This is a genomic window from Deltaproteobacteria bacterium (assembly GCA_016709225.1).
GTDB lineage: Bacteria > Myxococcota_A > Polyangia > Nannocystales > Nannocystaceae > Xiheibacterium > Xiheibacterium phototrophicum.
In genome coordinates this window covers 895915-921597 of the sequence record JADJEE010000001.1, presented here as the reverse complement: position 1 = coordinate 921597, position 25683 = coordinate 895915, and the positions used below count along the sequence as shown (strand labels likewise).

At 71.7% G+C, this 25683-nt stretch carries 19 protein-coding genes; 6 read left to right on the top strand and 13 right to left on the bottom strand.

Features of this window, described 5'->3' with window-relative positions; translation table 11 throughout:
* Nucleotides 1-45 precede the first annotated feature (45 nt).
* The 10 genes from IPH07_03895 to lon form a co-directional block, all read right to left on the bottom strand.
* Entirely contained in the window at nt 46-1341 is a 1296-nt protein-coding gene (locus IPH07_03895; GenBank protein MBK6916524.1) for an adenylosuccinate synthase, read from the bottom strand.
* Nucleotides 1338-2582 carry an ATP phosphoribosyltransferase regulatory subunit gene (locus IPH07_03890; GenBank protein ID MBK6916523.1) on the bottom strand — a complete coding sequence of 415 codons (1245 nt, stop codon included), beginning with the start codon at nt 2580-2582 and terminating at the stop codon, nt 1338-1340. Before IPH07_03890 ends, IPH07_03895 begins: the two co-directional genes overlap by 4 nt.
* Nucleotides 2575-3891, bottom strand: coding sequence for a DUF1015 domain-containing protein (locus tag IPH07_03885; protein MBK6916522.1), 1317 nt, complete (start codon nt 3889-3891; stop codon nt 2575-2577). The genes IPH07_03890 and IPH07_03885 overlap by 8 nt, the downstream gene beginning before the upstream one ends.
* A 49-nt stretch (nt 3892-3940) precedes the next feature.
* Nucleotides 3941-5206 (bottom strand): phosphoribosylamine--glycine ligase, encoded by a 1266-nt coding sequence (gene purD / locus IPH07_03880; GenBank protein MBK6916521.1) that lies wholly within the window; start codon nt 5204-5206, stop codon nt 3941-3943.
* Between the two features lie 30 nt (nt 5207-5236).
* Complete coding sequence (gene purH / locus IPH07_03875) at nt 5237-6823, bottom strand: bifunctional phosphoribosylaminoimidazolecarboxamide formyltransferase/IMP cyclohydrolase (protein ID MBK6916520.1); 1587 nt, start codon at nt 6821-6823, stop codon at nt 5237-5239.
* A gap of 153 nt (nt 6824-6976) precedes the next feature.
* Nucleotides 6977-7501 (bottom strand): DNA-binding protein, encoded by a 525-nt coding sequence (locus IPH07_03870; protein ID MBK6916519.1) that lies wholly within the window; start codon nt 7499-7501, stop codon nt 6977-6979.
* Between the two features lie 68 nt (nt 7502-7569).
* Nucleotides 7570-8112, bottom strand: a complete 543-nt coding sequence (locus tag IPH07_03865) for a MerR family transcriptional regulator (protein ID MBK6916518.1) — start codon at nt 8110-8112, stop codon at nt 7570-7572.
* A 600-nt stretch (nt 8113-8712) separates the two neighbouring features.
* Complete coding sequence (locus IPH07_03860) at nt 8713-9603, bottom strand: penicillin-insensitive murein endopeptidase (protein MBK6916517.1); 891 nt, start codon at nt 9601-9603, stop codon at nt 8713-8715.
* 115 nt (nt 9604-9718) lie between these two features.
* Nucleotides 9719-11656, bottom strand: coding sequence for a molecular chaperone DnaK (dnaK, locus tag IPH07_03855; GenBank protein ID MBK6916516.1), 1938 nt, complete (start codon nt 11654-11656; stop codon nt 9719-9721).
* Between the two features lie 296 nt (nt 11657-11952).
* Nucleotides 11953-14337, bottom strand: a complete 2385-nt coding sequence (lon, locus tag IPH07_03850; protein ID MBK6916515.1) for an endopeptidase La — start codon at nt 14335-14337, stop codon at nt 11953-11955.
* Between the two features lie 208 nt (nt 14338-14545).
* On the opposite strand from lon, the gene IPH07_03845 reads away from it, so the two are divergent.
* Nucleotides 14546-16375, top strand: a complete 1830-nt coding sequence (locus IPH07_03845; protein ID MBK6916514.1) for a sigma 54-interacting transcriptional regulator — start codon at nt 14546-14548, stop codon at nt 16373-16375.
* A gap of 40 nt (nt 16376-16415) precedes the next feature.
* On the opposite strand, the gene IPH07_03840 is transcribed toward IPH07_03845, so the two are convergent.
* Complete coding sequence (locus IPH07_03840; protein MBK6916513.1) at nt 16416-16580, bottom strand: hypothetical protein; 165 nt, start codon at nt 16578-16580, stop codon at nt 16416-16418.
* A gap of 203 nt (nt 16581-16783) precedes the next feature.
* On the opposite strand from IPH07_03840, the gene IPH07_03835 reads away from it, so the two are divergent.
* The 3 genes from IPH07_03835 to IPH07_03825 are packed head-to-tail and all read left to right on the top strand — an operon-like array spanning nt 16784 to nt 19315.
* Nucleotides 16784-17608: a ParA family protein gene (locus tag IPH07_03835; protein MBK6916512.1), complete on the top strand. Its 825-nt coding sequence runs from the start codon at nt 16784-16786 to the stop codon at nt 17606-17608.
* The gene (locus IPH07_03830; GenBank protein ID MBK6916511.1) at nt 17605-18570 is read left to right on the top strand and encodes a ParB/RepB/Spo0J family partition protein; all 966 of its coding nucleotides are present in this window, start codon (nt 17605-17607) and stop codon (nt 18568-18570) included. Before IPH07_03835 ends, IPH07_03830 begins: the two co-directional genes overlap by 4 nt.
* A gap of 16 nt (nt 18571-18586) precedes the next feature.
* Nucleotides 18587-19315 (top strand): TIGR02266 family protein, encoded by a 729-nt coding sequence (locus IPH07_03825; GenBank protein MBK6916510.1) that lies wholly within the window; start codon nt 18587-18589, stop codon nt 19313-19315.
* Nucleotides 19316-19332: 17 nt separating this feature from the next.
* On the opposite strand, the gene folD is transcribed toward IPH07_03825, so the two are convergent.
* Both folD and IPH07_03815 read right to left on the bottom strand, forming a co-directional pair.
* Nucleotides 19333-20199, bottom strand: coding sequence for a bifunctional methylenetetrahydrofolate dehydrogenase/methenyltetrahydrofolate cyclohydrolase FolD (gene folD / locus IPH07_03820; protein ID MBK6916509.1), 867 nt, complete (start codon nt 20197-20199; stop codon nt 19333-19335).
* Nucleotides 20196-20534, bottom strand: coding sequence for a zinc ribbon domain-containing protein (locus IPH07_03815; protein ID MBK6916508.1), 339 nt, complete (start codon nt 20532-20534; stop codon nt 20196-20198). The genes folD and IPH07_03815 overlap by 4 nt, the downstream gene beginning before the upstream one ends.
* A 287-nt stretch (nt 20535-20821) precedes the next feature.
* Between IPH07_03815 and IPH07_03810 the strand changes: the two genes are divergently transcribed.
* Both IPH07_03810 and IPH07_03805 read left to right on the top strand, forming a co-directional pair.
* Nucleotides 20822-24340 (top strand): tetratricopeptide repeat protein, encoded by a 3519-nt coding sequence (locus IPH07_03810; GenBank protein ID MBK6916507.1) that lies wholly within the window; start codon nt 20822-20824, stop codon nt 24338-24340.
* 333 nt (nt 24341-24673) lie between these two features.
* Nucleotides 24674-25312: an FHA domain-containing protein gene (locus tag IPH07_03805; GenBank protein MBK6916506.1), complete on the top strand. Its 639-nt coding sequence runs from the start codon at nt 24674-24676 to the stop codon at nt 25310-25312.
* Nucleotides 25313-25683 lie beyond the last annotated feature (371 nt).

Genomic DNA, 25683 nt, shown 5'->3' with positions numbered 1-25683 from the left:
GACCCGAGTGCGGACTGGGAACCGGCACTGGCGACGAAGCGCAGGTCACCGGCTACGAAACGGCTCGTGCACGAACACGGTCTGTTCGCGATCCGGCCCCATCGAGAGCAGCGAGATCGGCACCTCGACGTGCGCGGCGACGAGATCGAGGTAGGCCCGCACGCAGCGCGGCAGCTCCTCGAAGCGCCGCGCCTGCATGAGCGCGCCGAGCAACGTGGGATCATCGAAGCCCGGCACGACCTGGAGCTGCGGGCGCGCGCGCGCGAGGCCGTCGCGTCCGGGATCGATCCCGTCTTCGTAGGCGACGCACACCTGCGCCTGCCCGAGCTGGGCGAGCACGTCCATCTTCGTGATGCACAGGCCGGTCATGCCCGACAGCCGCGCGCCGTAGCGCAGCGCCGGCAGATCGAGCCACCCGCAGTCGCGCGGACGACCGGTCGTGGCCCCGAACTCGCCACCGACCTGTCGCAGCCGCTCGCCGGTCGCATCGTCGAGCCGCGTCGGGAACGGGCCCGCGCCGACCCGCGTCGCGTAGGCCTTGCTGATGCCCCACACACCGTCGATGAGCGTCGGCCCGATGCCGAGCCCGCTGCTGGCTCCACCGGCGATCGTGCTCGACGAGGTCACGTAGGGATACGTGCCGTGATCGAGATCCAGCAGCGCCCCCTGGGCGCCCTCGAGCAGCACGCGACGCCCCTCGCGAATCGCCGCGTGGCACAGCGCACCGGTGTCGCACACCACCGGCGCCAGCCACTTCGCCCACGCCTCGGCGTCGCGCATCGCCGCCTCGACGTCGAACGGCGGCAACGAGGCCGCGGCCAGCTCGGCCCCGACGACGTCGCGGTTCTGCTCGAGCCGTGCGCGCAGCAGCTCGGGCTCGAACAGGTCGCGCACCTGCACGCCGCGCCGGGCGGCCTTGGCCTCGTAGGCGGGCCCGATGCCGCGACGCGTGGTGCCGATCGCCCGCGCCCCGCCGGCGGCTCGGTCCTCGCGCGCCCCGTCGAGGGCGCGGTGGTAGCCGAAGATGACGTGGGCCGACAGCGACACCCGCAGCTCGTCGTCGCGCAGCAGACCGAGCGCGTGAAGGCTCGCGATCTCGTCGGCGAGCACGTCGGGATCGATGACCATGCCGGCCCCGAGCACGCACCGCGTGCCGGGGTACAGGCAACCCGAGGGCACCAGGTGGGTCACGACCTTGCGACCGTCGACCACCAGCGTGTGCCCGGCATTGTTGCCACCGGCGAAGCGCGCGACCACGTCCGCCTGGGCCGCGACCGCGTCGACGACCTTGCCCTTGCCTTCGTCGCCCCACTGGGCGCCCACGATCACGAGCGTGCTCATCGGTCCCCCTCGTGCGAGCGCGAACCCGCGATCGCCGTCTCACCGCCATCGTCGAGCCAGTAGGCTTCGTGCCAGCCCTCGCGCCGGGCCCGGGCCTCGGCGGCCCCGCGGTCGCGGCATGGCTCGACCCATGCGATCTGCCCGCGGCCGCGCGCATCGGCGGCCCGACGCGACGCCCGCAGGCGCGCGTCGCCGTCTCCGGGCGCGCACAGCAACACCAGCGCCGGTCCCTCGTCGCCGTGCTCGTCGCGCACGCCGGCGTGCGCGAGCGCGGCCTCGAGCGCGTCGAGATCGATGGCGAAGCCGGTCGCCGGTCGATCGCTGCCGTAGCGCGACAGCAGGTGATCGTAGCGACCGCCGCGCACGAGCGCGCGATGGACCCCGGCGGCCCACACCCGCAACCGCACGCCGCTGTAGTACTCGAAGCCGCGGGTCTCGCCGAGATCGACCACGACCTGCTCGCCGAGCCCCATCGCGAGCACGCCGTCCATCACCGCCTGCAGCTGCTCGAGCATGGCGGGCACGCGTGGCTGCGTGAGTGCGGGCGCGAGCTCGGCGAGGTCCTGCCGCAGCCGCGACGGCGATCCGACCCGCTCGCACAGCGACGCGATTGCGGCGGCGGTCGACGCCGGCGTGCCCGCGGCGACCAGCGCGGTCGCGACGCCCTCGCGGTGCTTGCGGGCCAGCGCCGCGTGCACGCGCGTGAACACCTCGGGCCCCAGCTGCAGGCCCTTCAGCACCGCGCGCACCAGCTGCCCGTGGGCGAGGTCGACGGTGAACGACGGCAGCCCTACCGCCCGCATCGCGGCGTCGGCGAGTGCGACCAGCTCGACGTCGGCCAAGGGATGTGCGTCGCCGACCAGCTCGACACCGAGCTGATGTTGTTCGACCGGCTCGCGGCCATCGCTCGACTGTCTCACGACGGCGGCGGCGTAGCACCATCGCAGCACGCGATCGGGCTCACCGTCGTCGTCGGTGGTCGCGACCATGTGAGCGATCTGCGGCGTCGGATCGGCGCGCAGCGTCACCAGCTCGCCGCTGCCGGCCTCGATGAAGCGCACGCACTGGGCACGGTCGGCCTCGCTGAGGCCGCGCGCGAGGAGCTCGAACGACTCGACCAGCGGGGTCTCGATGGGGCGGTAGCCGAAGGTCTCGAACTCGCGCAGCAGCGTGCCGACCAGCGCACGCCGACGACGGGCCGCGGCCGGCAACAGCGCCCGCGACCGGCGCGACTCAGCCACGCGCGGCCCCGGCCTCGCGGGCCGCCGCGTCGAGATCGTAGAACACCAACCCACCGGGGATCTTCGGGTGGAAGAAGGTGCTCTTCTGCGGCATCACCTGCCCGCTGTCGCAGACCGCCCGCACGTCCGCGACCGGCGTCGCGTTCATGAAGCAGCACAGCTGGGTGTCGTCGCCGCCGTGGGCCGCGAGCTCGAGCGCACGCGCGGTCGACTTCTCGTAGCGCAGGTTGGTCTTGGCCTCCTGTGCGGCCTTGCTGATGCCCATCGCGCGCTCGAGCAGCAGCTCGTGCAACAGCGCGACGTCGAGCCGCTGCAGCGCGGGCGGCAGGCCGCCGAGCCCGGCGGCGACGGGATCGAAACCGGCGCGCAGGCGCAGCACCGTCCAGCGGGCGCTGCCCGGCACCGCGAGCCCGAAGGCGGCGCCGTCGCGACCGGCCGCGATGAGCTGCGCGCGCAGGCTGGCGGCGTCGGCCGGCAGCGGGGAGCTCTCGCAGGTGAAGTGCGGCTCGGCGTGGGCGAGCACCTCGTCGAGCGAGAGCTTCGCCAGCCCGTGGACCATGCGATGGGTCGGCAGCACCGTCAGCTCGGGATCGTCGAGGTTCGACAGGTAGATCATGCCGTAGTCGGCGGCCGGGTGCCGCTGGGCTGCGAGCTCGTCGCGGAAGCTGCACATCGTCTCGTAGCGGTGGTGACCGTCGGCGATGTAGATCGATGCCGGCGCGAGGTGCTGCTGCAGCGCCGCGACCACCTCGGGCGCATCGACGCGGTAGAGCGTGTGATCGATGTCGTCGAAGCGGGCCTGCAACACCGGCTCACCCAGGGCGGGGGCGACGATGGCCTCCCACTCCCGCGCCGGATCGGCGAAGAGCCCGAACACCAGCTCGATGTGGGCCATCGTGGTGCGCATGAGCTCGAGCCGGTCGAGCTTGGGGCCGGCGAGCGTGCGCTCGTGGGCGAGCACCGGGCCGGCGCCGAAGCGGGTCAGCTCGATGAGGCCGATGAAGCCCCGGCGCGTGCGCTCGCGGCCCTCGACGGTGTAGCGCTGGTGGTAGACGTAGAACGCCGGCGCGTCGTCGCGGGCCATCGCGCGCTCGACCTGCGCGCGGAACTCCTGCGCGCCCCGACCGTACTTGGCGGCACCGTCACCCTCGGGCAACACGAAGTGGATGCAGTTGTTGGGCGAGCGTGCCGCCAGCTCGGCGCGGCCGGGGCCGTCGATCACGTCGTAGGGCGGCGCCAGCAGTGCCGCCGGATCGCCGGCACGGGTGCTGTCGTAACGCAGACCGCGAAAAGGACGGATCTTGGCCATCGCGAGGCTTGCCATACCACAAGCCGTGCGGGCCTTGGGCCGCCGACGACTACGCCGGCACGAGCGCTCGCGCACCGACGTCGCGACGCACCTGCATGCCGTCGAAGTGCACGCCATCGACCGCGCGATAGGCCGCCGCGAGCGCGGCCTGCAGCGTGTGCTCGCGCGCGCAGACCCCGAGCACGCGGCCGCCGTGGGTGACGAACCCGTCGCCCTGCCGGCGCGTGCCGGCATGGAAGATCTTGACCCGCGGATCCGCGCCCGCCGCTGCGAGTCCGGTGATCGGGTCACCGCGCCGCGGCTCGCCGGGATAGCCGGCCGCCGCCAGCACCACGGTCGCGGCCGGCCTGGTCGGCAGCTCGCCGTCGACCAGGCCACCGGTGGCGGCGGCGTGCAGAGCCGGCAAGAGCGGCGCGTCGAGGCCCCACGACAGCGCCTGCGCCTCGGGATCGCCGAAGCGCACGTTGTACTCGATGACCCACGGCTGCTCGTCGCGATCGATCATGAGCCCGACGAACACCACGCCCACGAACGGCCGCCCCTGCGCACGCAGGCCCGCGAGCGTCGGCGCGACCACCTGCGACAGCGCGCGGGCACGAACGTTGGGCGTGAACACCGGCGCGGGTACGTAGGCCCCCATGCCACCGGTGTTGGGGCCGGTATCGCCGTCGCCGATGCGCTTGTGATCCTGCGCCGGCGCCATGATCTGGGCGTGCTCGCCGTCGGTGACGACGAACAGACTGACCTCCTGCCCCGTCAGCCGCTGCTCGAGCACGACCTGGGCCCCCGCGGTGCCGAAGATGCGCTCCTCGAGGCAGCGTCGCGCGGCGGCCTCGGCCTCCTCGAAGCTCTCGGCCACCACCACGCCCTTGCCAGCCGCGAGGCCATCGGCCTTCACCACCGGCGGCGCGTCGAAGCGCGCCAGCGCGGCGGTCAGCGTCGCGCGGTCGTGCACGACCTCGGCGCGCGCGGTCGGGATGCCGTGCGCGCGCATGAAGGCCTTCGCGTCGACCTTGCTGCCCTCGAGTCGCGCGGCCGCGGCCGAGGGCCCGAAGCAAGGCACGCCGCCGGCCCGCAGCGCGTCGGCGAGCCCGTCGACCAGCGGCTGCTCCGGGCCGATCACGCACAGCTCGCTGCGATGGCGTCGGACCAGCTCGAGCACCGCCGGGGCGTCGCGCACGTCGAGCGCCGCGCACGCGTGCTCGTCGGCGATGCCGTCGTTGCCCGGTGCGACCAGCACGTCGGCGCCGTCGTGGGCCAGTCGCCACGCGAGCGCATGCTCGCGCCCTCCACTGCCGATCACGAGCACTCGCATGTCGATCTGCCCCCTACTCGCCTGCGGTGCCTAGTGTCGGAAGTGACGCGCGCGGGTGAACAGCATCGTGATGCCGTGCTCACGGGCGGCTTGCACGACCTCTTCGTCACGGACCGAGCCGCCCGGCTGCACGATCGCGCGCACGCCTGCCTCGGCCAGCCGATCGATGCTGTCACGGAACGGGAAGAACGCGTCCGAGGCGACCACGGCGCCCTCGGCCCGCGCGCCCGCACGTGACAACGCCTGCCGCACCGCCTCCACCCGCGAGGTCTGCCCGCCGCCGAGCCCGACCGTGACGCCACCCGCGGCGACCACGATTGCGTTCGATCGCACGTGCTTGGCCACGCGCCACGCGAAGTCGAGCTCGCGCCACGCCGCGTCGTCGACGGGCGCATCGCCGGCGACCAACTCGGCGTCGCGCAACGAGCCGTCGATCACGTCCTCGCGCTGGACCAGGAGGCCGCCGGCAATCGTGCGCGCGCGCAAGACCGCGGTCGACGGCGGCACCGCGACCTCGAGCTCGAGCAGGCGCAGGTTGGTCTTCTTCGCGAGCACCGCGCGCGCGGCCTCGTCGAAGCTCGGCGCGATCACGACCTCGAGGAAGGTGCTCGCCAGCAGCTCCGCGGTCGCGCCGTCGCAGGGCCGCGACAGCGCCACGATGCCGCCGAACGCACTCTCGGCGTCGACCTGGTGCGCGGCGTGGTACAGCTCTGCGATCGGCTGACTGGCCGCTCCGACGGCTGCTCCGCACGGGCTCGCGTGCTTGATGACGGCGGCCGCGGGCCCCAGCGGCGCGAGGTCCCGCACCAGCAGCAGCGCCGCGTCGGCATCGAGCAGGTTGTTGTAGCTGAGCGGCTTGCCCTGCAGCACGCGCGCGCGGTCGAGGCCTGCGGTCGCGCTGCCGTCGACGTAGAACCCCGCCGGTTGGTGCGGGTTCTCGCCGTAGCGCAGCGCGCCCTGGCGGTGCCCGCCGATCATGAGGAAGCCCGGCAGCTCGTCGGCCGGCAGCGCCGCACCGGCGTCGTCGCGTCCGGCCAGGTAACGCGCCACCGCGGCGTCGTAGGCCGCCGTGTGGGCGAAGGCCTTGCGGGCCAGCCGTAGCCGCGTCGCCCCCGACAGGCCGCCGTCGCGGGCGACCTCCTGCGCGATGCCCTCGTAGTCGTCGGGGTCGACCACCACCGCCACGCGGGCCCAGTTCTTGGCCGCCGCGCGGACCATGGTGGGCCCGCCGATGTCGATGTTCTCGATGGCCTCGTCGAAGCTGCAGCCGGGCTTCGCGATGGTCGCCGCGAACGGGTAGAGGTTCACCACCACCAAATCAATCGGCGGGATCGCATGACGGGCCAGCTCGGCCTCGTGCTCGGCGCTGGGCGCCGCCAGGATGCCGCCGTGGATCTTGGGATGCAGCGTCTTGACGCGGCCACCGAGGATCTCGGGCGCGCCGGTGTAGTCGCTCACCTTGACCACCGCCACGCCGAGCTCGTCGAGCGCCACCGCGGTGCCACCGGTCGAAAGCACCTCCACGCGGGCATCCACCAGCAGGCGCGCGAGCCGATCGAGCGCTCGCTTGTCACTCACACTGACGAGCGCGCGGCGGAGCTGGCAGACGTCGTTCACGGTCACGCGCGTACACCCGGTCAGCCCCAGGGGTCAAGGGCTGGCATCGGGCGCCGGCGAGTGGCCTTCCGACGGCACCTGGGCGCGGCGCCGTCCACTCCGCGCTCGTCCACCTCGCGCGAGTCGGAGCCGCGCGCGAGTCGGAGCCGCGCGCTAGTCGGAGGCGCGCGCCAGGTAGGCCAGCAGCTCGTCGCCGCCGCACTCCTTGAGCTTCATCAGCCCGCGGACCTCGACCTGGCGGATGCGCTCGCGGGTGAGGTTCAGGATCTCGCCGACCTCCTCGAGCGTGATGCCACCCTGCGAGGCGACATCGAGCGCGCAGCTGTGCTGCAGCTCCCAGACCTCGAGGTCGGGGAAGTTGATCTTGATGCTGCCGGTCGCCGGGTTGACGTCGATGTACAGGTGGTACTTGCAGCTGACGTACGGGCACGGCCGCGCGACGTTGGCACACTCGCCGCGGGTCTGCGGGCGCCAGTAGCTGCGCTCGGGGTAGAGCAACGCGCCGATGCGGAGCTCCTCCTTGGTGAGTCGCTTCATCGCGATGGTCTTGGCGCGGACGCGACGGACGATGGGCCGCGGGTCGCGATCATCGTCGTCGTCGGTCTCGATCTCGATGCCGGCATCGAGTGCCTCGAGGGCGGGAGCGGCGGGCGCGGTGTCTTCGATGATCTTCAGCATGATGAACCCCTGTCGGTGAGCGGGAGCGGGAGCGTGGGAGCGTGGGTGGTAGCGGGGAGCCGGGGATGTCAGAGCAGTTCGGTCGCACCGGCTGCACCGCCGCCGCGTGGGCGGGCGGCATCGCCGGCGTGAAGGATCATCTTCTCGAGCCGATGCACGCCCTCGAGCAGCTCGGTGGCGCTGGTGCGCACCGCGGCGAGCTCGCTGCCGAGCCGCGCGCGCGCCTCGGGGTCGTGGTTGGCGATGCGCTCCTCGAACAGACGCACCAGCTCGGCCAGCGCCTCGTCGAGGATCTCGATGCTGTCCTTGAAGGTGAGGAACCGAGCCTGGATCTCTTCGATCGTGTAGTGCTCGGCCATCAGCTTCTTGATGGCGTTGATGCGTCGCACCGCCCGCACGGGATAGATGCCCCGGCTGCCGAGGTGCTTGCCCTTGCGGCCGACCCGGCGTGAGCGCGGCACCAGCCCGAGCTGCACGTACTTGCGCAGCGTCGCCTCGGTGAACTTCACGTCGCGCGACGCGAACGCGGCCACCAGCTCCTGCGAGCTGAGACCTTCGGGGGTCGCGGCCTCGATTTCACGGACCTGCGCTTCGGTCAGTGCGACGTGCATCGGCGTGGGCGGGGAGCGGAGCGGGAGGAGGTGCGCCGTGGGAAGTGGCGCGCGAGCGGGAGGGAGAGTCGTCGGACGATGCGCAGCGAGGGGAGCTGCGTCGGCGATGTCGCGGGCGAGTCGGTGGTCGCCTCGCTGACCTCGCGAAGGTCAGGTTTCTGGAGGCTGGCCTCGGTGCAAGTCGTGTCGAGCGAACCGACTTGCGATGTCCGTTTCAATGTATTCCACTGAGTGGATTTCAGGAAGCACTTTCTTGTCAGTCGAAGCAACTTTTTGCTTGCCAATGACTGCGTCGTCGTTCAGTGAGCGTGCATCGCACGTCGATGCCGAGCCGTGCGCATCGAGGGGATCGCAGGCGCGAGCGCGACGCGGGATCGGCACGCAACGGTCCCTTCACGCCACATCCACGCGAAATCGCGGATGCTGCAGGAAGGCCCGCGCGCAGCCGGTCACCTGCGCATACCTGAACGACTCCGCAGGTGTGCAGTGGTGCGGTGGTGCAGACGTGCAGCGCGGCGAAACGCGTCGCATCGCGTTCGCGCGAGCACCGTGGGCCCGCATCGACGGCGAGCGGTGGTCAGCCCATCGACGCGCGCCGCGTCAGCGCGAGGAGCCCGTGCGCCACAACCCCAGCTCCACGCTCGCGAGGCGACGCCACGTCACCGGATCGTAGAGCTCGGGCCCGTCGTACTTGAAGGTCTTCTTCTCGTGCTGCCACACCGGTCCGCGGTCGACACAGCCGTGGAACCGATCGGCGCGCGAGCAGTACACGCGCACGTGGAAGTGATTGTCGTGCGGCAGCGAGTCCGCGGGCTGACGCAGCACCATGTCTGCGTAGGCGATCACCCACTGTGGCCGCTGCTTGCGACGCGCCCACGCCAGCAGCTTGGCCTTCAACCCGTCGGACACGAACACCCACTGCAGACGGATCGACGGATCGGTGAGCAGTGCCTCGATGAACTCCCAGTTGCGACGCACGTCGAAGCGACGCACCGCCCACGCTGGATCGTGGTAGCCGTCCTTGTCGCGCTTGCCGACGTACGGCTTACCGTCGTCGTCGAACGTCATCATGTCGAGGTCCTGCGGTGGCAACGGCTTGCCGCCGGCGTCGGTGGTGTAGAAGATGATGTCGACGTCGCGGCCGCTGTGATGGCTGTTGTGCCACTTCGACGAGCCGCCGCGATTGCGACTGAAGTCGGCGACGCCGAGCGTCGCGCGACGATCGGCGGCGTGGACCCGCGCGGCGGCCCGCTGCACGGCCGCGACCAGCTCGTCGGTGCCGTATTGGAAGCCGCGTTCCTGCCAGCGCTTGGGCACGCGGAAGCCGCTCCCGCGCAGCGGCAACCGGGCGGGCGAGCGCAGGCGACCGCGGTTGCTCTTGTCGGTCGAGACGCTGCCGAGATCGGTCCACAGGTTCGGCCCCGCACAGGCCGGCGAGCCGCCGAGCAGGAGCGCGCACAGCAGCGCCAGGCGAGTCGCGAGCGGGGGCACGTCGCTGCGAAGTATGTCGCGCCCAACGACGACGGGCCAACAAAGCCCCCAACGCAGGGGGGCTCGGTTGGCCCGTACCGTCCGGTGCCCCGCGAGGATCGCGGGCACCGGCGCGCTAGTTCTTCTCTTCGAACTCGGCGTCGATGACCTCGCCGTCGTCCTTGGGCTTGTCGCCGCCGGCCTGGCCACCAGCGGCCCCGCCGGCGTCGCCACCGGGCGCGCCGGGATCGGTGGGACCGGCCCCGCCCCCACCCTGGCCGTACATCGCGGTCGCCATCTTGTGCGACGCCTGGGTCAGCGCCTCGCGGGCCGCGTTGATGCGATCGGCGTCATCGCTCTCGAGCGCCTCCTTGGCGGTCTTCACGGCAGCCTCGACCTCGGTCTTGGCGTCACCGGGGATCTTGTCTCCCGACTCGCTGATGAGCTTCTCGGTCTGCAGCACCATCGCCTCGAGCGAGTTGCGGTGCTCGACCTTCTCGCGGCGCTTCTTGTCCTCGCTCTCGAAGCTCTTGGCGTCGTCCACCATGCGCTTGATCTCGTCCTCGGACAGACCGCTGCTGGCCGTGATCGTGATCTTCTGCTCGCGGTTGGTGGCCTTGTCGCGCGCGGAGACGTTGACGATGCCGTTGGCGTCGATGTCGAACGTGACCTCGATCTGCGGCACGCCCCGTGGGGCCGGCGGGATGCCGATCAGGCTGAACTTGCCCAGCGTGCGGTTGTCGCCCGCCATCGCGCGCTCGCCCTGCAGCACGTGCACCTCGACCGAGCTCTGGTTGTCGGCCGCGGTCGTGAAGGTCTCGTTCTTGCGGGTCGGGATGGTGGTGTTGCGCGGGATCATCGTGGTCATGACGCCGCCCAGGGTCTCGATGCCCAGCGACAACGGCGTCACGTCGACCAGCACGATGTCGGTGACCTCGCCGCCCAACACGCCGGCCTGCACCGCGGCACCGGCCGCGACCACCTCGTCCGGGTTCACGCCCTTGCTGGGCTCCTTCTGGAAGAACTCGCGGACCTTCTGCTGCACCATCGGGATGCGCGTCGAGCCACCGACCAGCAGCACCTCGCTGATGTCCTTGACGGACTTCTTGGCGTCCTCGAGCGCCTTGCGGCACGGCGCCAGGCTCTTCTCGACCAAGTCCCCCACCAGGCTCTCGAACTTCGCGCGCGAGAGCTTGATCTGCATGTGCTTGGGGCCGCTGGCGTCGGCGGTCAAGAACGGCAGGTTGATCTCGGTCTCGGGCGACTGCGACAGCTCGATCTTGGCCTTCTCGGCGGCGTCCTTGAGGCGCTGCACGACCAGCTTGTCGGCCGACACGTCGATGCCGGTGTCCTTGCGGAACTCCTCGAGCAGCCACTTCATGATGCGGTCGTCGAAGTCGTCGCCGCCCAGCATGGTGTCGCCGTTGGTCGAGATGACCTCGACGACGTTCTCGGCGACCTCGAGGATCGAGATGTCGAACGTGCCACCACCGAGGTCGTAGACCGCAATGACCTTCTCCTGCTCGGTGCCCTTGCTGAGGCCGTAGGCGAGCGCGGCCGCGGTCGGCTCGTTGACGATGCGCTTGACGTCGAGGCCGGCGATGCGGCCGGCGTCCTTGGTGGCCTGGCGCTGGGCGTCGTTGAAGTAGGCCGGCACCGTGATGACCGCCGCGCTGACGGTCTCACCGAGGTAGTCCTCGGCGGCCTTCTTGAGCTTCATCAGCACGCGCGCGCTGATCTCCGGCGGGGGATAGGCCTTGCCGCGCACCTCGATGTGGGCGTCACCGTTGGCGGCGCGCACGACCTTGAACGGCACGCGCTTGCGCTCCTCGCCGACCTCGTCGTACTTGCGACCGATGAACCGCTTGGCCGAGAAGACCGTGTTCTCGGGGTTCGTGATGGCCTGCCGACGGGCCTGCTGACCGACCAGCACGTTGCCGCTCTGCTCGAACGCGACGACGGAGGGCGTGGTGCGCCCACCCTCTTCGTTGGCGATGATCTTGGGCTCGCTGCCCTCCATCACGGCCACGCACGAGTTGGTGGTGCCGAGGTCGATGCCGATGATCTTGCCCATGTGCTTCCAGGTGCCTTTCTTCCGCGTACGCGCGTCGAGCAGGCCCCCCGTGGCACCGGGCGGCCATTGCAGGTGGCAAAGCTAAGCTCCACACCGAGGGTGTCAAGCCCGACCGCCCGGGCCGTAGGAGCTGGCTCGTGGGCCCCAAGGACGCTGCTCGGCGTGCCGCCGCGCTCGTGCGTGCACGTGCGCCACTGCCCCGCGCCGCCGCCTCGCATTCGGGGCCCGTGCACGGGCCGTCTCCGGCCCCGGCGGGAGGCCCCGCCGATCCGCGAACCGACTCGATCGCCGCAGCGTCAGCCGCCGGCGCTACCGGCCTCGTTGCCCTCGGTGGACAACGCCGCCGCCAGCACGTCCTGCACGGTGCGCACGTAGACGATCGTCATCTCCTGCCGGATTTCCTCGGGTACGTCGACGACGTCCTTCTCGTTGCGCTCGGGCAGGAGGATGCGCTTGATGCCGGCGCGGTGGGCCGCGAGCATCTTTTCCTTGATGCCGCCGACCGGCAGCACCAGCCCACGCAGCGTGATCTCGCCGGTCATGGCGACGTCGGGCCGCACGCAGGTCTGCTTCAGCAGCGACACCAACGCGCCGAGCATCGCGACACCCGCCGAGGGACCATCCTTCGGGATGGCACCCGCCGGCACGTGGATGTGCAGGTCGTGGCCCTCCATGATGGTCTTCTCGATGCCGAGCTCGTCGAGGTGGCTCTTCACGTAGCTGAGCGCGGCCTGGGCCGACTCCTTCATCACGTCGCCGAGCTGACCGGTGAGCATGAGCCCGCCCTTGCCGGGCATGCGCGAGGCCTCGACGAACATGATCTCTCCGCCCACCGGCGTCCACGCCAGGCCGGTCGCCACACCGGGCTCGGCGGTGCGCTCGGACATCTCCGGCATGTACTTCTGCGGCCCGAGGAACTCGGGGATCTGGGTCTCGTCGATGTCGAAGGTCTTGCGCGATTCGTCCTCGACCACCTTGACCGCGACGCCGCGGATGACGGCCGAGAGCTCGCGCTCGAGGTTGCGGACGCCGGCCTCGCGGGTGTAGCTGTCGATCAGCTCGAACACCGCGCCCTCGTCGAAGTTGACCTTGACGTCGTGCTCCTCGAGGCCGTGCTCGCCGACCTGCTTGGGGATGAGGAAGCGCCGCGCGATCGCCAGCTTCTCCTGGCGGGTGTAGCCGGGCAGCTCGAGGATCTCGAGGCGGTCCTTGAGCGCCGGCGGGATCGGATCGAGGTAGTTGGCCGTCGCGATGAACATCGCGCGCGAGAGGTCGAAGGTGACCTCGAGGTAGTGGTCACTGAAGGTGTGGTTCTGCTCGGGGTCGAGCACCTCGAGCAGGGCCGAGGCCGGGTCGCCGCGGAAGTCGTGGCCGAGCTTGTCGATCTCGTCGAGCACGATGACCGGGTTGTTGGTGCCGGCCTTCTTCAAGCCCTGGATGATGCGACCCGGCAGCGAGCCGACGTAGGTGCGTCGATGGCCGCGGATCTCGGCCTCGTCGCGCACGCCACCCAGACTGATGCGCACGAACTTGCGACCGATCGCGCGGGCGATGCTCTTGCCCAGCGAGGTCTTGCCGACGCCCGGAGGGCCCAGCAGGCACAGGATGGGGCCCTTCTTGCTGGCGTTCAGCTTGAGGACCGCCATGTACTCGAGGATGCGCTTCTTGACCTTCTCGAGGTCGTAGTGGTCCTCGTCGAGGACCGAGCGCACGGTCTTGATGTCGATGGTGTCCTCGGTGGAGCGCGACCACGGCAGCTCGACGAGCCACTCGAGGTACGTGCGCGTCACGGTGTACTCCGCCGACGACGGCTGCATCTGCTTGAGGCGATCGAGCTGCTTGAGGGCGACCTTCTCGGCCTCCTCGGGCATCTTCGCCTCGGCGATCTTCTTCTGGAACTCCTCGACGTCGCCGCTCTCGTCGTCGACCTCGCCGAGCTCGCCCTTGATCGCCTTGAGCTGCTGGCGCAGCACGTACTCGCGCTGGCTGTGGCCCATCTCCTCCTGGACCTGCGAGTTGATGCGCTCGCGGACCTTGAGGATCTCGAGCTGTCGCGTCAGCAGCGTCAGCACCTTGCGGAGTCGCTCGAGCACGTCGACGGACTCGAGCACGTCCTGCTTCTCGGCCGGCTCGATGTCGAGGTTGGTGATGACGAGGTCGGCGACCTGACCGGGGTCGTTGACGCTGTCGAGCAGCGCGGCGGCCTCGCGGGGCAGTTCCGGCACCAAGGAGATGAGCTTCTTGGCGGTCTCCTTGATGTTGAGCACCAGCGCGTCGGCCTCGACGTCGAGCCGCGGGTTCACGACGTCGCGCAGCTCGCTGACCTTGGCGATGATGAACGGGTCGTTCTGCTGGATCTCGTCGATGCGGATGCGCATCACGCCCTGCAGGATGACGCTGTAGTTGTCGCGCGCGAGCTTGATGACCTTCAGGATGCGCGCCGCGCAGCCGACCCGGTGGATGTCCGCCTCGCTGGGGTCCTCGACCCGCGCTTCTTTCTGCGTGACGATGCCGATGATGGGGCGCTCCTGTGCGATCGCCTCCTCGACGAGCTTCACGGACTTGGGCCGCCCCACGTCGATCGGAATGATCGATCCGGGGAAGAGCACCGAGTTGCGCAGCGGCAGCAGAGACACCACTTCGGGGAGCTCTGGGGTCTCTTCTTGGGACTGTTCGGCCATGCGAATCCGGGGGCAACCGTATCATCGGCGGGGGGGCTGTCAACCGGGGCCGCAGGGCGCAATTCTGGGCCGCGAGGGCGAAGTCGAGGCCCGCCGCAGCGCCGCAGGCCGAGCACACCCGTGGCAGTCCGAGGGCGCAGCAGCGCCCCCTCGCGAGCCCGACGATCGCGTTTCGCGGTGAACTGCGCACCTGCTAGCCTCGCATGCAGTGTCCCTGTCCCTGCTCGTCGTCGCTGGACCGGACCTCGGTCGTCGCATCGCGCTGCGCGAGGTGCCGATCTCGATCGGTCGTGGTCAATCCGAGGCGCTGCGCCTGGCCGACACCGCGGTGTCGCGCCACCACCTCACGGTCCGGCTCGGGCCCGACGGTCGCGCGGTGGTCGAGGAAATCGCCGGCGTGAACCCGGTGTGGACGCTGGTCGAGGGCCAGCGTGTGACGCTGATGCGGGGCCACACGCTCGGCGCGGGGGCGACCCTGACGCTCGGGAGCACCACACTGCAGGTCGTCGACGACGCCGCCGCGCCGGCGGCCCCGGTGCGCAGCACCGTCGAGCTCGATGCCAGCGTGGTCGGTCAGCCGACCGCGCCCTCGCGGCTCGCGGCGCTGGCGGCCCTGGGCGATCGGCTCGCGCGCTGCAGCTCGCTGCAGGCGGTGCTGCGCGAGGCCACCACCTGGGCGCTGCACGCCCTGCCGGCCTCGCGTGCGCTGCTGCTGTCGCCCGACGGCAGCGACATCCTCTCGAGCGCCAGCGACGGTGTGGTGCCCGATCTCGCGATGTCACGCGCGCTGCTGGACCGCGTGCGACACGAGCGGCGGGCCTTCCTCGTGCGCGACGTGCAGGAGGAGCCCGACCTGGCCGATCGCCGCTCGGTGCTGGTGCGCGGCATCGCCGGCGCCATGGCGGCCCCGGCGAGCAACCTCGTGTTCTACGTCGAGTGGGGCGCCAAGGAGGCCGCGACCCACAGCTGGGACGAAGAGGCGCTGCTGCTGCTGCTGTGTGCGGCCCACCTCGTGTCGGCGCTGGGCGACAGCGCCAGCGAGCGCTCGCAGCTCAAGGCGGCCGCGTCGGTGCGGCGCGGCGCGGTCAAGCCGGTCGCCCAGATGATCGGCAAGTCCGCGCCGATGCAGAAGCTGCAGGTGTTCATCGAGCGCGTGGCGAGCTCGCCGGCGACCGTGCTCATCCGCGGCGAGAGCGGCACCGGCAAGGAGCTCGCGGCGGCGATCGTCCACGGGCTCTCGTCGGTCGCCGACGGCCCGTTCATCGCGATCAACTGCGCGGCGATCCCGGAGCAGCTGCTGGAGAGCGAGCTGTTCGGGCACGAGCGCGGTGCCTTCACCGGCGCGGTCGCCCAGCACGACGGCGTGTTCTCGCGGGCCGACGGGGGCACGCTGTTCCTCGACGAGATCGGCGAGATGAGCCTGTCGACGCAGGCCCGCATGCTGCGTGTGCTGGAGACCCGCTCGTTCACGCGCGTCGGTGGCACCCGCGAGATCTCGGTCGCGGTGCGGCTGGTGGCGGCGACCCACCGCGATCTGCGGGCGATGGTCGCCGATGGCCGCTTCCGCGAGGACTTGCTGTATCGCCTGAGCGTGATCCAGACCGAGCTGCCGCCGCTGCGCGAGCGGCCCGAGGACATCGAGCCGCTGGTGCGCCACTTCGCGGCACACTTCGGCGACGAGATCGGTCGACGCTTCGTGGGCGTGGCCCCCGAGGCGCTCACGGTGTTGACCAACTACCGCTGGCCCGGCAACGTCCGCGAGCTCCGCAACGTGGTCGAGCGCGCGATGGTGCTGGGCGACGGCACCAGCATCGAGCTCGATGATCTTCCGCCCGAGCTGCTGCACTCGGCGCCGGCCAAGACCATCGCGCCACCGACGACGCCGGGCACGATCCGCACGCTCGAGCAGCTCGAGCGCGACGCCATCGCGGCGGCGCTCGATGCCACCGGCGGCAACAAGGCCCGCGCGGCGGCACTGCTCGGCATCGATCGCACCACGCTGTATCGCAAGCTCAAGGACTACGACATCTCGCGCTGACCCCCGCGCGCCGCCTCGCGGGCGCGCGGCCGCCGTCGCGTCACTCGAACGAGCGACGGCGGCGACGCGGGCTGTCGAACAGGTCGTCGTCCTCGAGGTCCATCAGGAGCTCGAGCTCCTCCTTGCCGAGGGACTCGTCCTCGGACCCGAGGGCCTCGCGCTGGAACTCCTCGAACGTGGTGTAGCTGTGGCGGAAGTAGCTCACGGAAACGGACCTCCTCGGGTGGGGCGGTGCCTGGCCGTCGCACGCCCCTCGAACCGGCGAAAACCGGCTCGGAGGCGGCCCTGGGCGGCATCCGAGAGGAACGTACGTGCTTGTCCTACATGTACGCAAGAATCCGACTTGGAACCAGGGGCGCCCGTCGAAGCCCGGGATCCTGCACGGGTTTCCTGGGCAGGTGGTAAACGATGCCGACCGTGGGCAAGCCACAACGCAACGGCCAGCAGGGGCCGCGGATCGTCGCGGTCAGCAATCAAAAAGGCGGCGAGGGCAAGACCACGACCGCGGTCAACCTCGCGGCGAGCCTCGCAGCCGCCGAGCACCGCGTGCTGCTCATCGACATGGATCCGCAGGCCAACGCGAGTTCGTCGGTCGGCTACCCGCGCGGACGCGTCGAGCGTGGCACCTACGAGCTCCTGGTCGGCACCGCGCCGCTGCACGAGGTGATCGTGAAGACCGAGCTCGCCACGCTCGACGTGGTACCGGCGTCGGCCGATCTCGCCGGCGCGGAGATCGAGCTCGCGCAGCTCGAGGAGCCGCAGACGATGCTGCGTCAAGCCCTCGCGCCGCTGCGCGGCGAGCTCGCGAGTCGCTACGAGATCGTGCTGCTCGACTGTCCGCCGTCGCTCGGCCTGCTCACCGTCGGCGCGCTCGCAGCCTGCGACACCGTGCTCATCCCGATGCAGGCCAAGTACTTCTCACTCGAAGGCCTCGGCGCACTGCAGGGCACCATCGCGCAGGTGCGTGCGAGCCTCAATCCGGCGATCGCGGTCGAGGGCATCCTCTTCTGCATGTTCGATCCCCGGACCAACCTCTCGCAGCAGGTCGTGCGCGAGGTCCGTGAGCACTTCGCGGGGCTCGTCTACGACACCATGATCCCGATCAACGTGCGACTGTCGGAGAGCCCCAGCCACGGCAAGCCCGCGCTGCTCTACGACATCGAGAGCCGCGGCGCGCAGGCCTATCTCGAGCTCGCCCGCGAGGTGCTCGCTCGCATGGAGCAGCGCGCGTGAACGCGACCAAGCCGCCCAAGCGCCCTGCCCTCGGCCGCGGCCTCGGAGCCCTGATTCCGCCGGTGCCGGCGGCCGCGACCGCAGCGGTGTCGCGACCCGAGGGTGTCGAGCCGCATGTGACCCGCCACGGCCCGAGCACGCTGCCGATCGAGGCGCTGCTGCCGAGCCCCGATCAGCCGCGCAAGCGGTTCGACCCCGAGCTCCTCGAGCAGCTCGCGGCGAGCATCCGCGCGCAGGGCATCATCCAACCCATCGTGGTCTCGCCGCTGGCGCAGCCCGACAAGGGCGGCGCGCGCTACGTCATCATCGCCGGCGAGCGACGCTGGCGCGCGGCACAGCTGGCCGGGCTACACGACGTGCCGGTGGTCATCCGCGACAGCGACGAGCAACAACGACTCGAGCTCGCGCTGGTCGAGAACCTGCAGCGTGCCGAGCTGAACCCCATCGAGGAGGCGCGCGCCTTTGCCGAGCTCCTGTCGATCCGCGGCTACACGCAGGAGCAGCTGGCGGAGCGCGTCGGCAAGGACCGCAGCACCGTGGCCAACGCCATGCGGCTGCTGCGGCTCCCCGAGCGCGTGCAGGAGATGGTCCGCGACGAGCGGTTGAGCATGGGCCACGCACGCGCGCTGCTGGGACTCGAGCAGGAGTCCGAGATCGCCGAGCTCGCCCACGAGGCCGCGCGGGGGCAATGGAGCGTCCGTGCCGTCGAGCGCGCGGTGCGCACCGCCGCCAAGGCGGCGCGCTCGCTGCCGCGCCCGGCCGACGAGGACGCCGATCGCCGCCGCATCATCGTGACCGAGCTCGAGCACCGATTGCAGCGCCGGCTGGGAACGCGTGTCCGGCTTCGGACCGACCCGCGCAAGCGTGGTGCCGGCGTCGTCGAAATTCCGTACGCGAGCCTGGACGAGCTCGACCGTCTGCTCCACATCCTCCTCGACGACTCGGCGACTTTCAGCCGATAGTGGAGCGACACCAGGGATGGACGACGACGCGCAATCCGACCCGAGCCATCGTCGCCGCGCCCCCCGGGCCAGCGTGGTGCTGCAGCTGCAGTACCGCAGCACCAGCCACCTGCTGGTCAGCTACTGCACCAACCTCTCGCGCGGCGGCCTGTTCGTGCCGACGCAGGAGCCGCTGTCGCCGGGCTCGCGCCTGACGGTGTCGCTGCAGGTCCCCGGCGCGATGGAGCCCATCGAGGCCGAAGCCGAGGTGCGTTGGGTCCGGGCGTTCGACGCCAGCGAAGGGCCCGCCGGCATGGGCTTGGCGTTCGAGGCGATCGACGACCTGCTCGGCGACCGCATCGACGAGCTGGTCGCGCAGTACAAGCCGCTGCGCATCGATCTGGTCGGCGAGCACACGCCAACGCTGCAGCACCTGCACGCGCAGGTGCGGACGCTGGTGTCGTGCGAGACCTGCGACTTCACCTTCGCCGAGGCCGCGCGGCAGGTCGAGCGGCTGCGCAGCAGCGACCTCGTGATCGTCGACATCGGTCCCCACGAGGACGCTGCGCTCGCCCTGCTCGCTGCGCTCGCGCAGGGCGAGCGGACCCCGCCGCGCGTGGCGCTGTGCGACGGTCGCAGTGCCGCGCGAGCCCGTGCGCTGCGGCTCGCGCGGTTGGTCGCGGTGCCGATCGATGCGGTCGAGCTGCGAGACGCCGTGCTCGAGAGCGTGGCGCAGGTCGACGCCCACGCCCACGCGGCGTCGTAGCGCCGCGGCGCAATTGCTCAGACCGCGGCCGTGAGGCCCGCACGGCGCGAGGCCGCGAGCGCGACGTTCTCGAGCAGGCACGCGATGGTCATCGGGCCGACGCCGCCCGGGACCGGCGTGATGGCGGCGGCCCGTTCGCACGCAGCGGCGAACTCGACGTCGCCGACCAAGCGCCCGTCCTCGGTGCGGTTGGTGCCGACGTCGATGACGATCGCACCGGGCTTGATCCACGCGCCCTTGACCAGCTCGGGCCGACCGACCGCGGCGACGACGATGTCGGCGCGCTCGACCTCGGCCTGCAGCGCGACCGTCCGCGAGTGGGCCTGCACCACGGTCGCATCGGCCTGCAGCAGGAGCTGCGCCATCGGCCGACCGACGATGGTCGAGCGCCCGATCACCAGCGCGTGCGCCCCCCTCGGCTTGGCCCCCGCGTGGGCGAGCAGGTGCATGCAACCCTGCGGTGTACACGCCACGAAGCGCGGCTTGCCGATCATGAGTCGACCGAGGTTGTCGGGGTGGAAGCCGTCGACGTCCTTGGCGGGGTCGACCGCCATCAGCACCGCCTCGGTGTCGATGCCCTTGGGCAGCGGCAGCTGGACGAGGATGCCGTCGACCGCGGGATCGTCGTCGAGCTCGCGCACCAACGCGAGCAACGATGCGGTGTCGGTGCTGGCGGGGAGACGATGGTCACGGGTCGCGATGCCGGCCTCGGCCGCGCGTCGCTCCTTGTTTCGCACGTAGATCGCCGAGGCCGGATCATCGCCGACCAGCACGACCGCCAGGGTGGCGTGGACGCCCTTGGCCGCGCATGCGCGCACCGTACCCGCGACCTCGGCGACGAGCGCCGCCGCGACGGCCTTGCCGTCGATGATGCGGGCCGTCACTCGGATGCAGCCTTGCTCGACTTGCCACCCGAGCCCTCGCTCGACGAGGCGCCGGCGCTCGATGAGCCACCGCCGCCCGACCCCGACGACGCGCCGGAGCTGCTGGAGCTGCTGGAGCTGGAGCCGCCCGAGTCGCCGCCACCGCCGCCCGGCTTCGAGCTGGCGTAGCCGTCCTTGTACCAACCGCCGCCCTTCAGGTGGAACGCAGCCGGCGTCACCTGCCGCTCGAGCGGACCGCCGCACGCGTCGCAGGTCGCCTTGGGCGGATCGGAAAAACGCTTGATGTGCTCCTCTTCGGCGCCACACGAGCTACAGCGGTATGCATAGAGCGGCATGATTTCGGTGGCCGGGTTGCGGGCACTTTAGGCCGATCCGCACCGGCGTCAAGCACCGCCGCCCGGCGCGGCGACGCCCTTGCGGCGCCCTTGGGCCCGTGCGCCCGCGAATGCGCGGTCGTGCTCGCGCAGGGGGCGCTCCAACGCGGCGGCCGAACACGAGCCCCGAGCGCCGCGTTCGCGGCTCCGACGGACGGGCCGAAGGGCGCCCGACCTCGGCGATGCGCCACGACGGCGATCCGCAGGCGCTCGCGCCCGTCGTGGGCCTGCTAGACTGGTTTGCTCGAATGCCCGCCTCGCGGCTCGCGGCCATCCCGGTGCTCCTCTCGCTCGCGCTCGCGTGGTCCCCGGCCCGTGGGCGCGCGGCGGCGCCCGACGACGACTGGTCGATGACCCGCAGCGACTCCGATCCCGCGCTGGTCGGCCAGCGCTTCGAGAAGCTGCGTCGCAGCCCCTTCGATCGCGCGCAGTGGAAGGCACTGGAGCGCGCGATCGGCCGCGAAGCCCTGGGTCGCCGCATCGCCGCGGCCAAGGCCCACGCCCCCGACAACCTCGCGCTCGCGGTGCTCGACGCCCGCTTCCAGCTCGCCAGCGGGCAGCCACGCGAGGCCGCAGCGCGGCTGGCCGTGATCGAGCCCAAGGCCGGGCGCATGGCCACGCAGGTGTTCGAGCTGCGAATCGACGCGCTCGAGGCCGCCGGCGACCTCGCGACCGCGGTCGCGGCCCTGCGCGCCCACGCGGCCACCCACAAGGGCAAGGCCGCGGCAGCGCAGCTCGAGCGGGCGCTCGAGCTGGCCGAGCGCGGCAACCTGCACGACGACGCCATCGCGATCGCCAAGCAGCGCGCGGACGCGGAGCCCGGCGTCGCCAACTTCGTCCGACTCGCACGCATCGCGGCACGGGCCAACGACGGCAAGCTCGCCGACGAGTCCTTCGCCGCCGCCGAGCGCGTGGCCAAGCCGGCGGGTCGCGACGAGATCGCGGTCGAGCGGGCGCGCGCACGGCTCGAGGCCAGCGATGCCGAGGGGGCCGCGGCGATCCTGTGGGGCCTGCTCGAGGATCCGAACCGTGGCAGCGCGGCCGTCCGCGCGCCGCGGTGGGACGCGCTGCTCGACGCGCACCGTCGCAGCGGTCGCGCCGAGTCGTTGGTCGACACGCTGCGTGCGTGGCTCGCTCGCCACGGTCGCGAGGCCGCCGCGTGGCGCACGTTGGCCGCGGCCCAGGAACTCGCCGGTCAGGATGCCCAGGACGCGCGACGGCAGGCGCTCGCGCTCGATCCCAAGGACGACGACAGCCAGGGCGCGCTGATCGACGGGCTCAGCGAGCGCGGTGATGTCGACGGCGCGCTCGCCGAGTATCGCCGCTTCGCCAGCCGCCACCCGCAGGACGTCGAGCGGGGGTTGTCGCTGGCCGCGAGCCTGCTATCCGGTCCCCACCGCGAACGCGGGCTCGCGCTGGCGGCGGAGATCGAGGCCCGCAACGGCCGTCGGCAGCAGGCCCTGGTGTCGTTGCTCGAGTTCTACAACCTCGGCGAAGAACCCGAGCTCGCGCTGACGATCGCACGCAAGCTGGTCAAGCTCTCGCCGCGCTCCGCCGACGCTCGCATCGCGCTCGGCGAGCAGCTGTTCCAGATGGGCCAGGTGCCCGAGGCGACCGCGCAGTGGGCACAGCTGACCAAGTTGGTGCGGCCCGCCCACCGCGGCTTCGCCCGCCACGCCGAGGTGCTGGGCGAGCACGGGCTCGTCAGCGACGCCCTCGCATCGCTGGTGACCGCGCTCAAGCTCGCCCCCGACGAGCCGTCGTACCTGCGGCTGCGGGCGGTGTTCGCCGAAGAGCAGCGACGCCCGCTGGTGGCGCTCGATCAGTGGCTCGAGGTGCGCGCGCGCGCCAAGGGCCCCGAGCACCGCCTGCTGCGCGAAGAGGCTCGTACCCGCGTGGTCGAGCTGCTGGTCGAGGGTGTGTTGCCGGGCCGTGCCGAGCGCATGGCGACGATCGAGTCGGAGGCCCGCGCCACCTTCGAACGCGGCACGCCGGTGGCCGATGCGGTCGAGGCCGGCTTGTTGCTGGCCGAGCTGCACACGCGGCGCGAGTTCTATAGCGCGGCGGTCACCGTGCACCGTGGCCTGGTCAAGCTCGCCCCCGACGACCCCGATCGACTCGCCGACCTCGCGGCCGCACAGCGACGTGCCGGACAGCCGCAAGACGCCATCGCGACCCTCGAGACCCTCCTCGAGCAGGACCCGAGCCGCAAGGACGAGCTGCTCGCCGAGGTCTCGGAGCTCGCGTTCGAGGCCGGCGACGACGAGCGCGCGCTGGCGGCCGCCCACGCCGCCGCCGTGGGTGCCAAGCAGGTCGACGCGCTGGTGCGGCTGGGTGAGCTGCACGAGCGGCGCGGTGATCTGGACGCGGCCGCCTCGGCGTACGACGAGTCGATCCGGGCCGCGCCGGACGATCTCCGCGGCTACCTCCACCTCGCCGACCTCGAGGTCACGCGGACCCACGAGGCGCGTGCCCGCAAGCTCCTGATGCAGGCGCTGGAGAGGGGCGGCGCCGCCGATCTCCTGCGCGAGGTCGGTCATCGCATGCTCGACCTCGCCGAGGCCGACGGCGACGCCCAGGACGTGCTGACCGCCGCGGTGCGCCGGGCCAGCAAGCACCCCAACGCCGAGGAGCCGCGCGAGTTCCTGCTCGCCGCACTCGATCGCATGCCGAAGTCCGCGCTCGCCGGCTGGTTGCGCGGCGACGAGGGGGCGCGACGCACCGCCGAGCTGCGAGGGCCGCTGCTCACCGCCGTCGAACGCGGGCCGGTGGGCGTGCGCGCGCGCGCGGCCGAGCGACTCGGCGCGCTGGCGCTGCCCGACACCGCGCTGCCGCTGCTGCACGCGGCCGGCTCGATGTCGGCCCCGCGCGATGCGACGCCGACCGTGCGCGACGCCTACGAGCGCGCGCGTGTCACCACGCTGCGCGCCGCCGCCGGGCTGCACGACCCGGCCGCCCGCGACGCGCTGGTGCGGATCCTCGGCGCCGACGACAGCTCGCTCGCGGCGCGGCACGTCGCTGCGTGGGGTCTGGTCGGGGACACCGAGGCAGGGGTGCCGGCCGCGCTGGCGGAGTCGCTGGCGCAGAACTACGACAGCGTGCTGTCGACGCTCGCATGCACCGCGATCGCCGTGGCCCCGCCCAAGACGCTGGCCGCGACCCTGCACCACCGCGTGTCGACCCTCGCCCGCGACGCCCGCGTGCCGGAGATCCGCCACGCGTGCGCGCTGGCCGAGGCCGTGCTCGCGACCGACGGCGAGCTCGATGGCCTCGCCGCGCAGCTCGAGTCGACCGAGCCCGTGCTCGCCGCGATCGCAGCGTGGCGACGGGGTCGCGCGCGCGACCAGGACACGCTCGTCGCACTCTTCGAGGCGCTGCTGGGCCCCGCAGGGCTGCGCCGCGACGCCGCGGCGGCGGCCCTGGCCCTGCGCTTGGCGTCGCAGCGGGGCGGGCCCGCGATCGCACCGCCCCCGGTCCCTCGCACCCCGCGACCGTGGGCGCCGGCCTTCGAGCGGTGGCTGGTCCACACGGTCGCGCCGAGCTTCGATCCCGTGGCCGCCGCTGCGATCGAGCGCGAGCGTCCCGCACTGCTGCGGGCAGTCCGCGCCAACGAGGACGGCACGCGAGCCGAGCGGTCCGCGATCCGCGAGGCGCGTCGCCGTTGCACCGACGAACCCGGCGCACTCGCCCGGCCGTCCGCGCAGACGCTTTGCCTCGCGCCTCTCTCCCGCGAAACCGTGGTGTTGAGGCCCACCGAGCGAGATTGACAACGTCGACGCCGCGAAGCACGATGCGGGGGCAATGGACCTGGGCCTGCAGTGCCACGTGTGCGGGCAACTGAACTCGATGTCCGCGCCGTCGTGCAGTCGCTGCGGGACCGTGCTGCAGCCGCTCGCGGCACCGCAGCCGGCGGTGACGCCGACCGGTGCGAGCCAGACGGTGATGGCGTCGTCCTCCCCCTCGGTGAACACCGCCGTGCGTGACGCTCCCGGCGTGCAGCCGCGCTTCGATCCCGCGACGGGTCAGCCGCTCGCGGGCCCCGAGCACGGCGAGCCCCAGGCGAAGACGATGTTCTTCGGGCGCTGCAGCAGCAGCCGGTGGTGCCGCGCCTGGTCGTCATCAAGGGCGAGGGCGGCGACGGCAACACCTACCACCTGCAGGGCACGACCACGATCATCGGTCGCGCCGAGGGCGAGATCACCTTCGTCGAGGATCCGTTCCTCAGCCCGGCGCACGCGCGCTTCACCAGCCAGAACGGGCGCCTGTTCGTGCAGGACATGGGCAGCGAGAACGGCGTGTTCCTGCGTATCAAGAAGCCGACGCCCCTGCGCAACGGCACGTACATGCTGGTCGGCGAGCAGCTGCTCCGCCTCGATCGCGCGCCCTTCAGCGACGGCGCGCCGAGCACCGCCGGTACCTACTTCTACGGCAGTCCGCGCCCCAACGGCTCGTTCCGAGTGGTGCAGTGCCTCGCCGGCGGCGGTGAGGGTCGCGTGGCCTCCTCCGACGGCAACTCGCTCGCGATGGGCCGCGAGGGCAACACCCTCAACTTCCCCGACGACCGCTTCATCTCGGGCCACCACGCACGACTCGACGCATCGTCGGACGGCGAGGACGTGCTCCTGACCGACACCGGCTCACGCAACGGCACGTTCGTGCGCATCGAAGGCGCCCAGGAGCTCTTCCACGGCGACTACCTGTTCGTGGGCCAGCAGCTGCTGCGCGTCGAGATCGCGTAAGGCGGCACTCCCGGAGACGATTCGTGATCACCTGCCCGAACTGCGCCAAGGAAAACCAGGACCACTACAAGTTCTGCCTCGGGTGCGGGTCCAAGCTGCCGCAGTCCGCGGGTGGAGCACCGGCGCCGGGTGTCCGCCCGGGGGTGCCCCCGCCGCCTCCGCCGCCCAACCGAACCGCGCCCGGCAACGCGCCGGTCCCAGGTGGTCCGTTGCCGCCGCCAGGCGCCGCCTCGGCCCCGCAGCCCATGGGCCCGCCGCCCATGGGCCCGCAGCCCATGGGCCCGCCTCCCATGGGCCCGCCGCCCATGGGCCCGCCGCCAGGCCAGCCTCCCATGGCAGGCCCGCCTCCCATGGGCCCGCCGCCAGGCCAA

What these genes read in the sequence shown, in the direction of transcription:
- IPH07_03895 (MBK6916524.1), bottom strand. Translation starts at nt 1,341, where the DNA reads ATGAGCACGCTCGTGATCGTGGGCGCCCAGTGGGGCGACGAAGGCAAG.
- IPH07_03885 (MBK6916522.1), bottom strand. Translation starts at nt 3,891, where the DNA reads ATGGCCAAGATCCGTCCTTTTCGCGGTCTGCGTTACGACAGCACCCGT.
- purD (MBK6916521.1), bottom strand. Translation starts at nt 5,206, where the DNA reads ATGCGAGTGCTCGTGATCGGCAGTGGAGGGCGCGAGCATGCGCTCGCG.
- IPH07_03870 (MBK6916519.1), bottom strand. Translation starts at nt 7,501, where the DNA reads ATGCTGAAGATCATCGAAGACACCGCGCCCGCCGCTCCCGCCCTCGAG.
- IPH07_03865 (MBK6916518.1), bottom strand. Translation starts at nt 8,112, where the DNA reads ATGCACGTCGCACTGACCGAAGCGCAGGTCCGTGAAATCGAGGCCGCG.
- dnaK (MBK6916516.1), bottom strand. Translation starts at nt 11,656, where the DNA reads ATGGGCAAGATCATCGGCATCGACCTCGGCACCACCAACTCGTGCGTG.
- lon (MBK6916515.1), bottom strand. Translation starts at nt 14,337, where the DNA reads ATGGCCGAACAGTCCCAAGAAGAGACCCCAGAGCTCCCCGAAGTGGTG.
- IPH07_03835 (MBK6916512.1), top strand. Translation starts at nt 16,784, where the DNA reads ATGCCGACCGTGGGCAAGCCACAACGCAACGGCCAGCAGGGGCCGCGG.
- IPH07_03825 (MBK6916510.1), top strand. Translation starts at nt 18,587, where the DNA reads ATGGACGACGACGCGCAATCCGACCCGAGCCATCGTCGCCGCGCCCCC.
- IPH07_03815 (MBK6916508.1), bottom strand. Translation starts at nt 20,534, where the DNA reads ATGCCGCTCTATGCATACCGCTGTAGCTCGTGTGGCGCCGAAGAGGAG.
- IPH07_03810 (MBK6916507.1), top strand. Translation starts at nt 20,822, where the DNA reads ATGCCCGCCTCGCGGCTCGCGGCCATCCCGGTGCTCCTCTCGCTCGCG.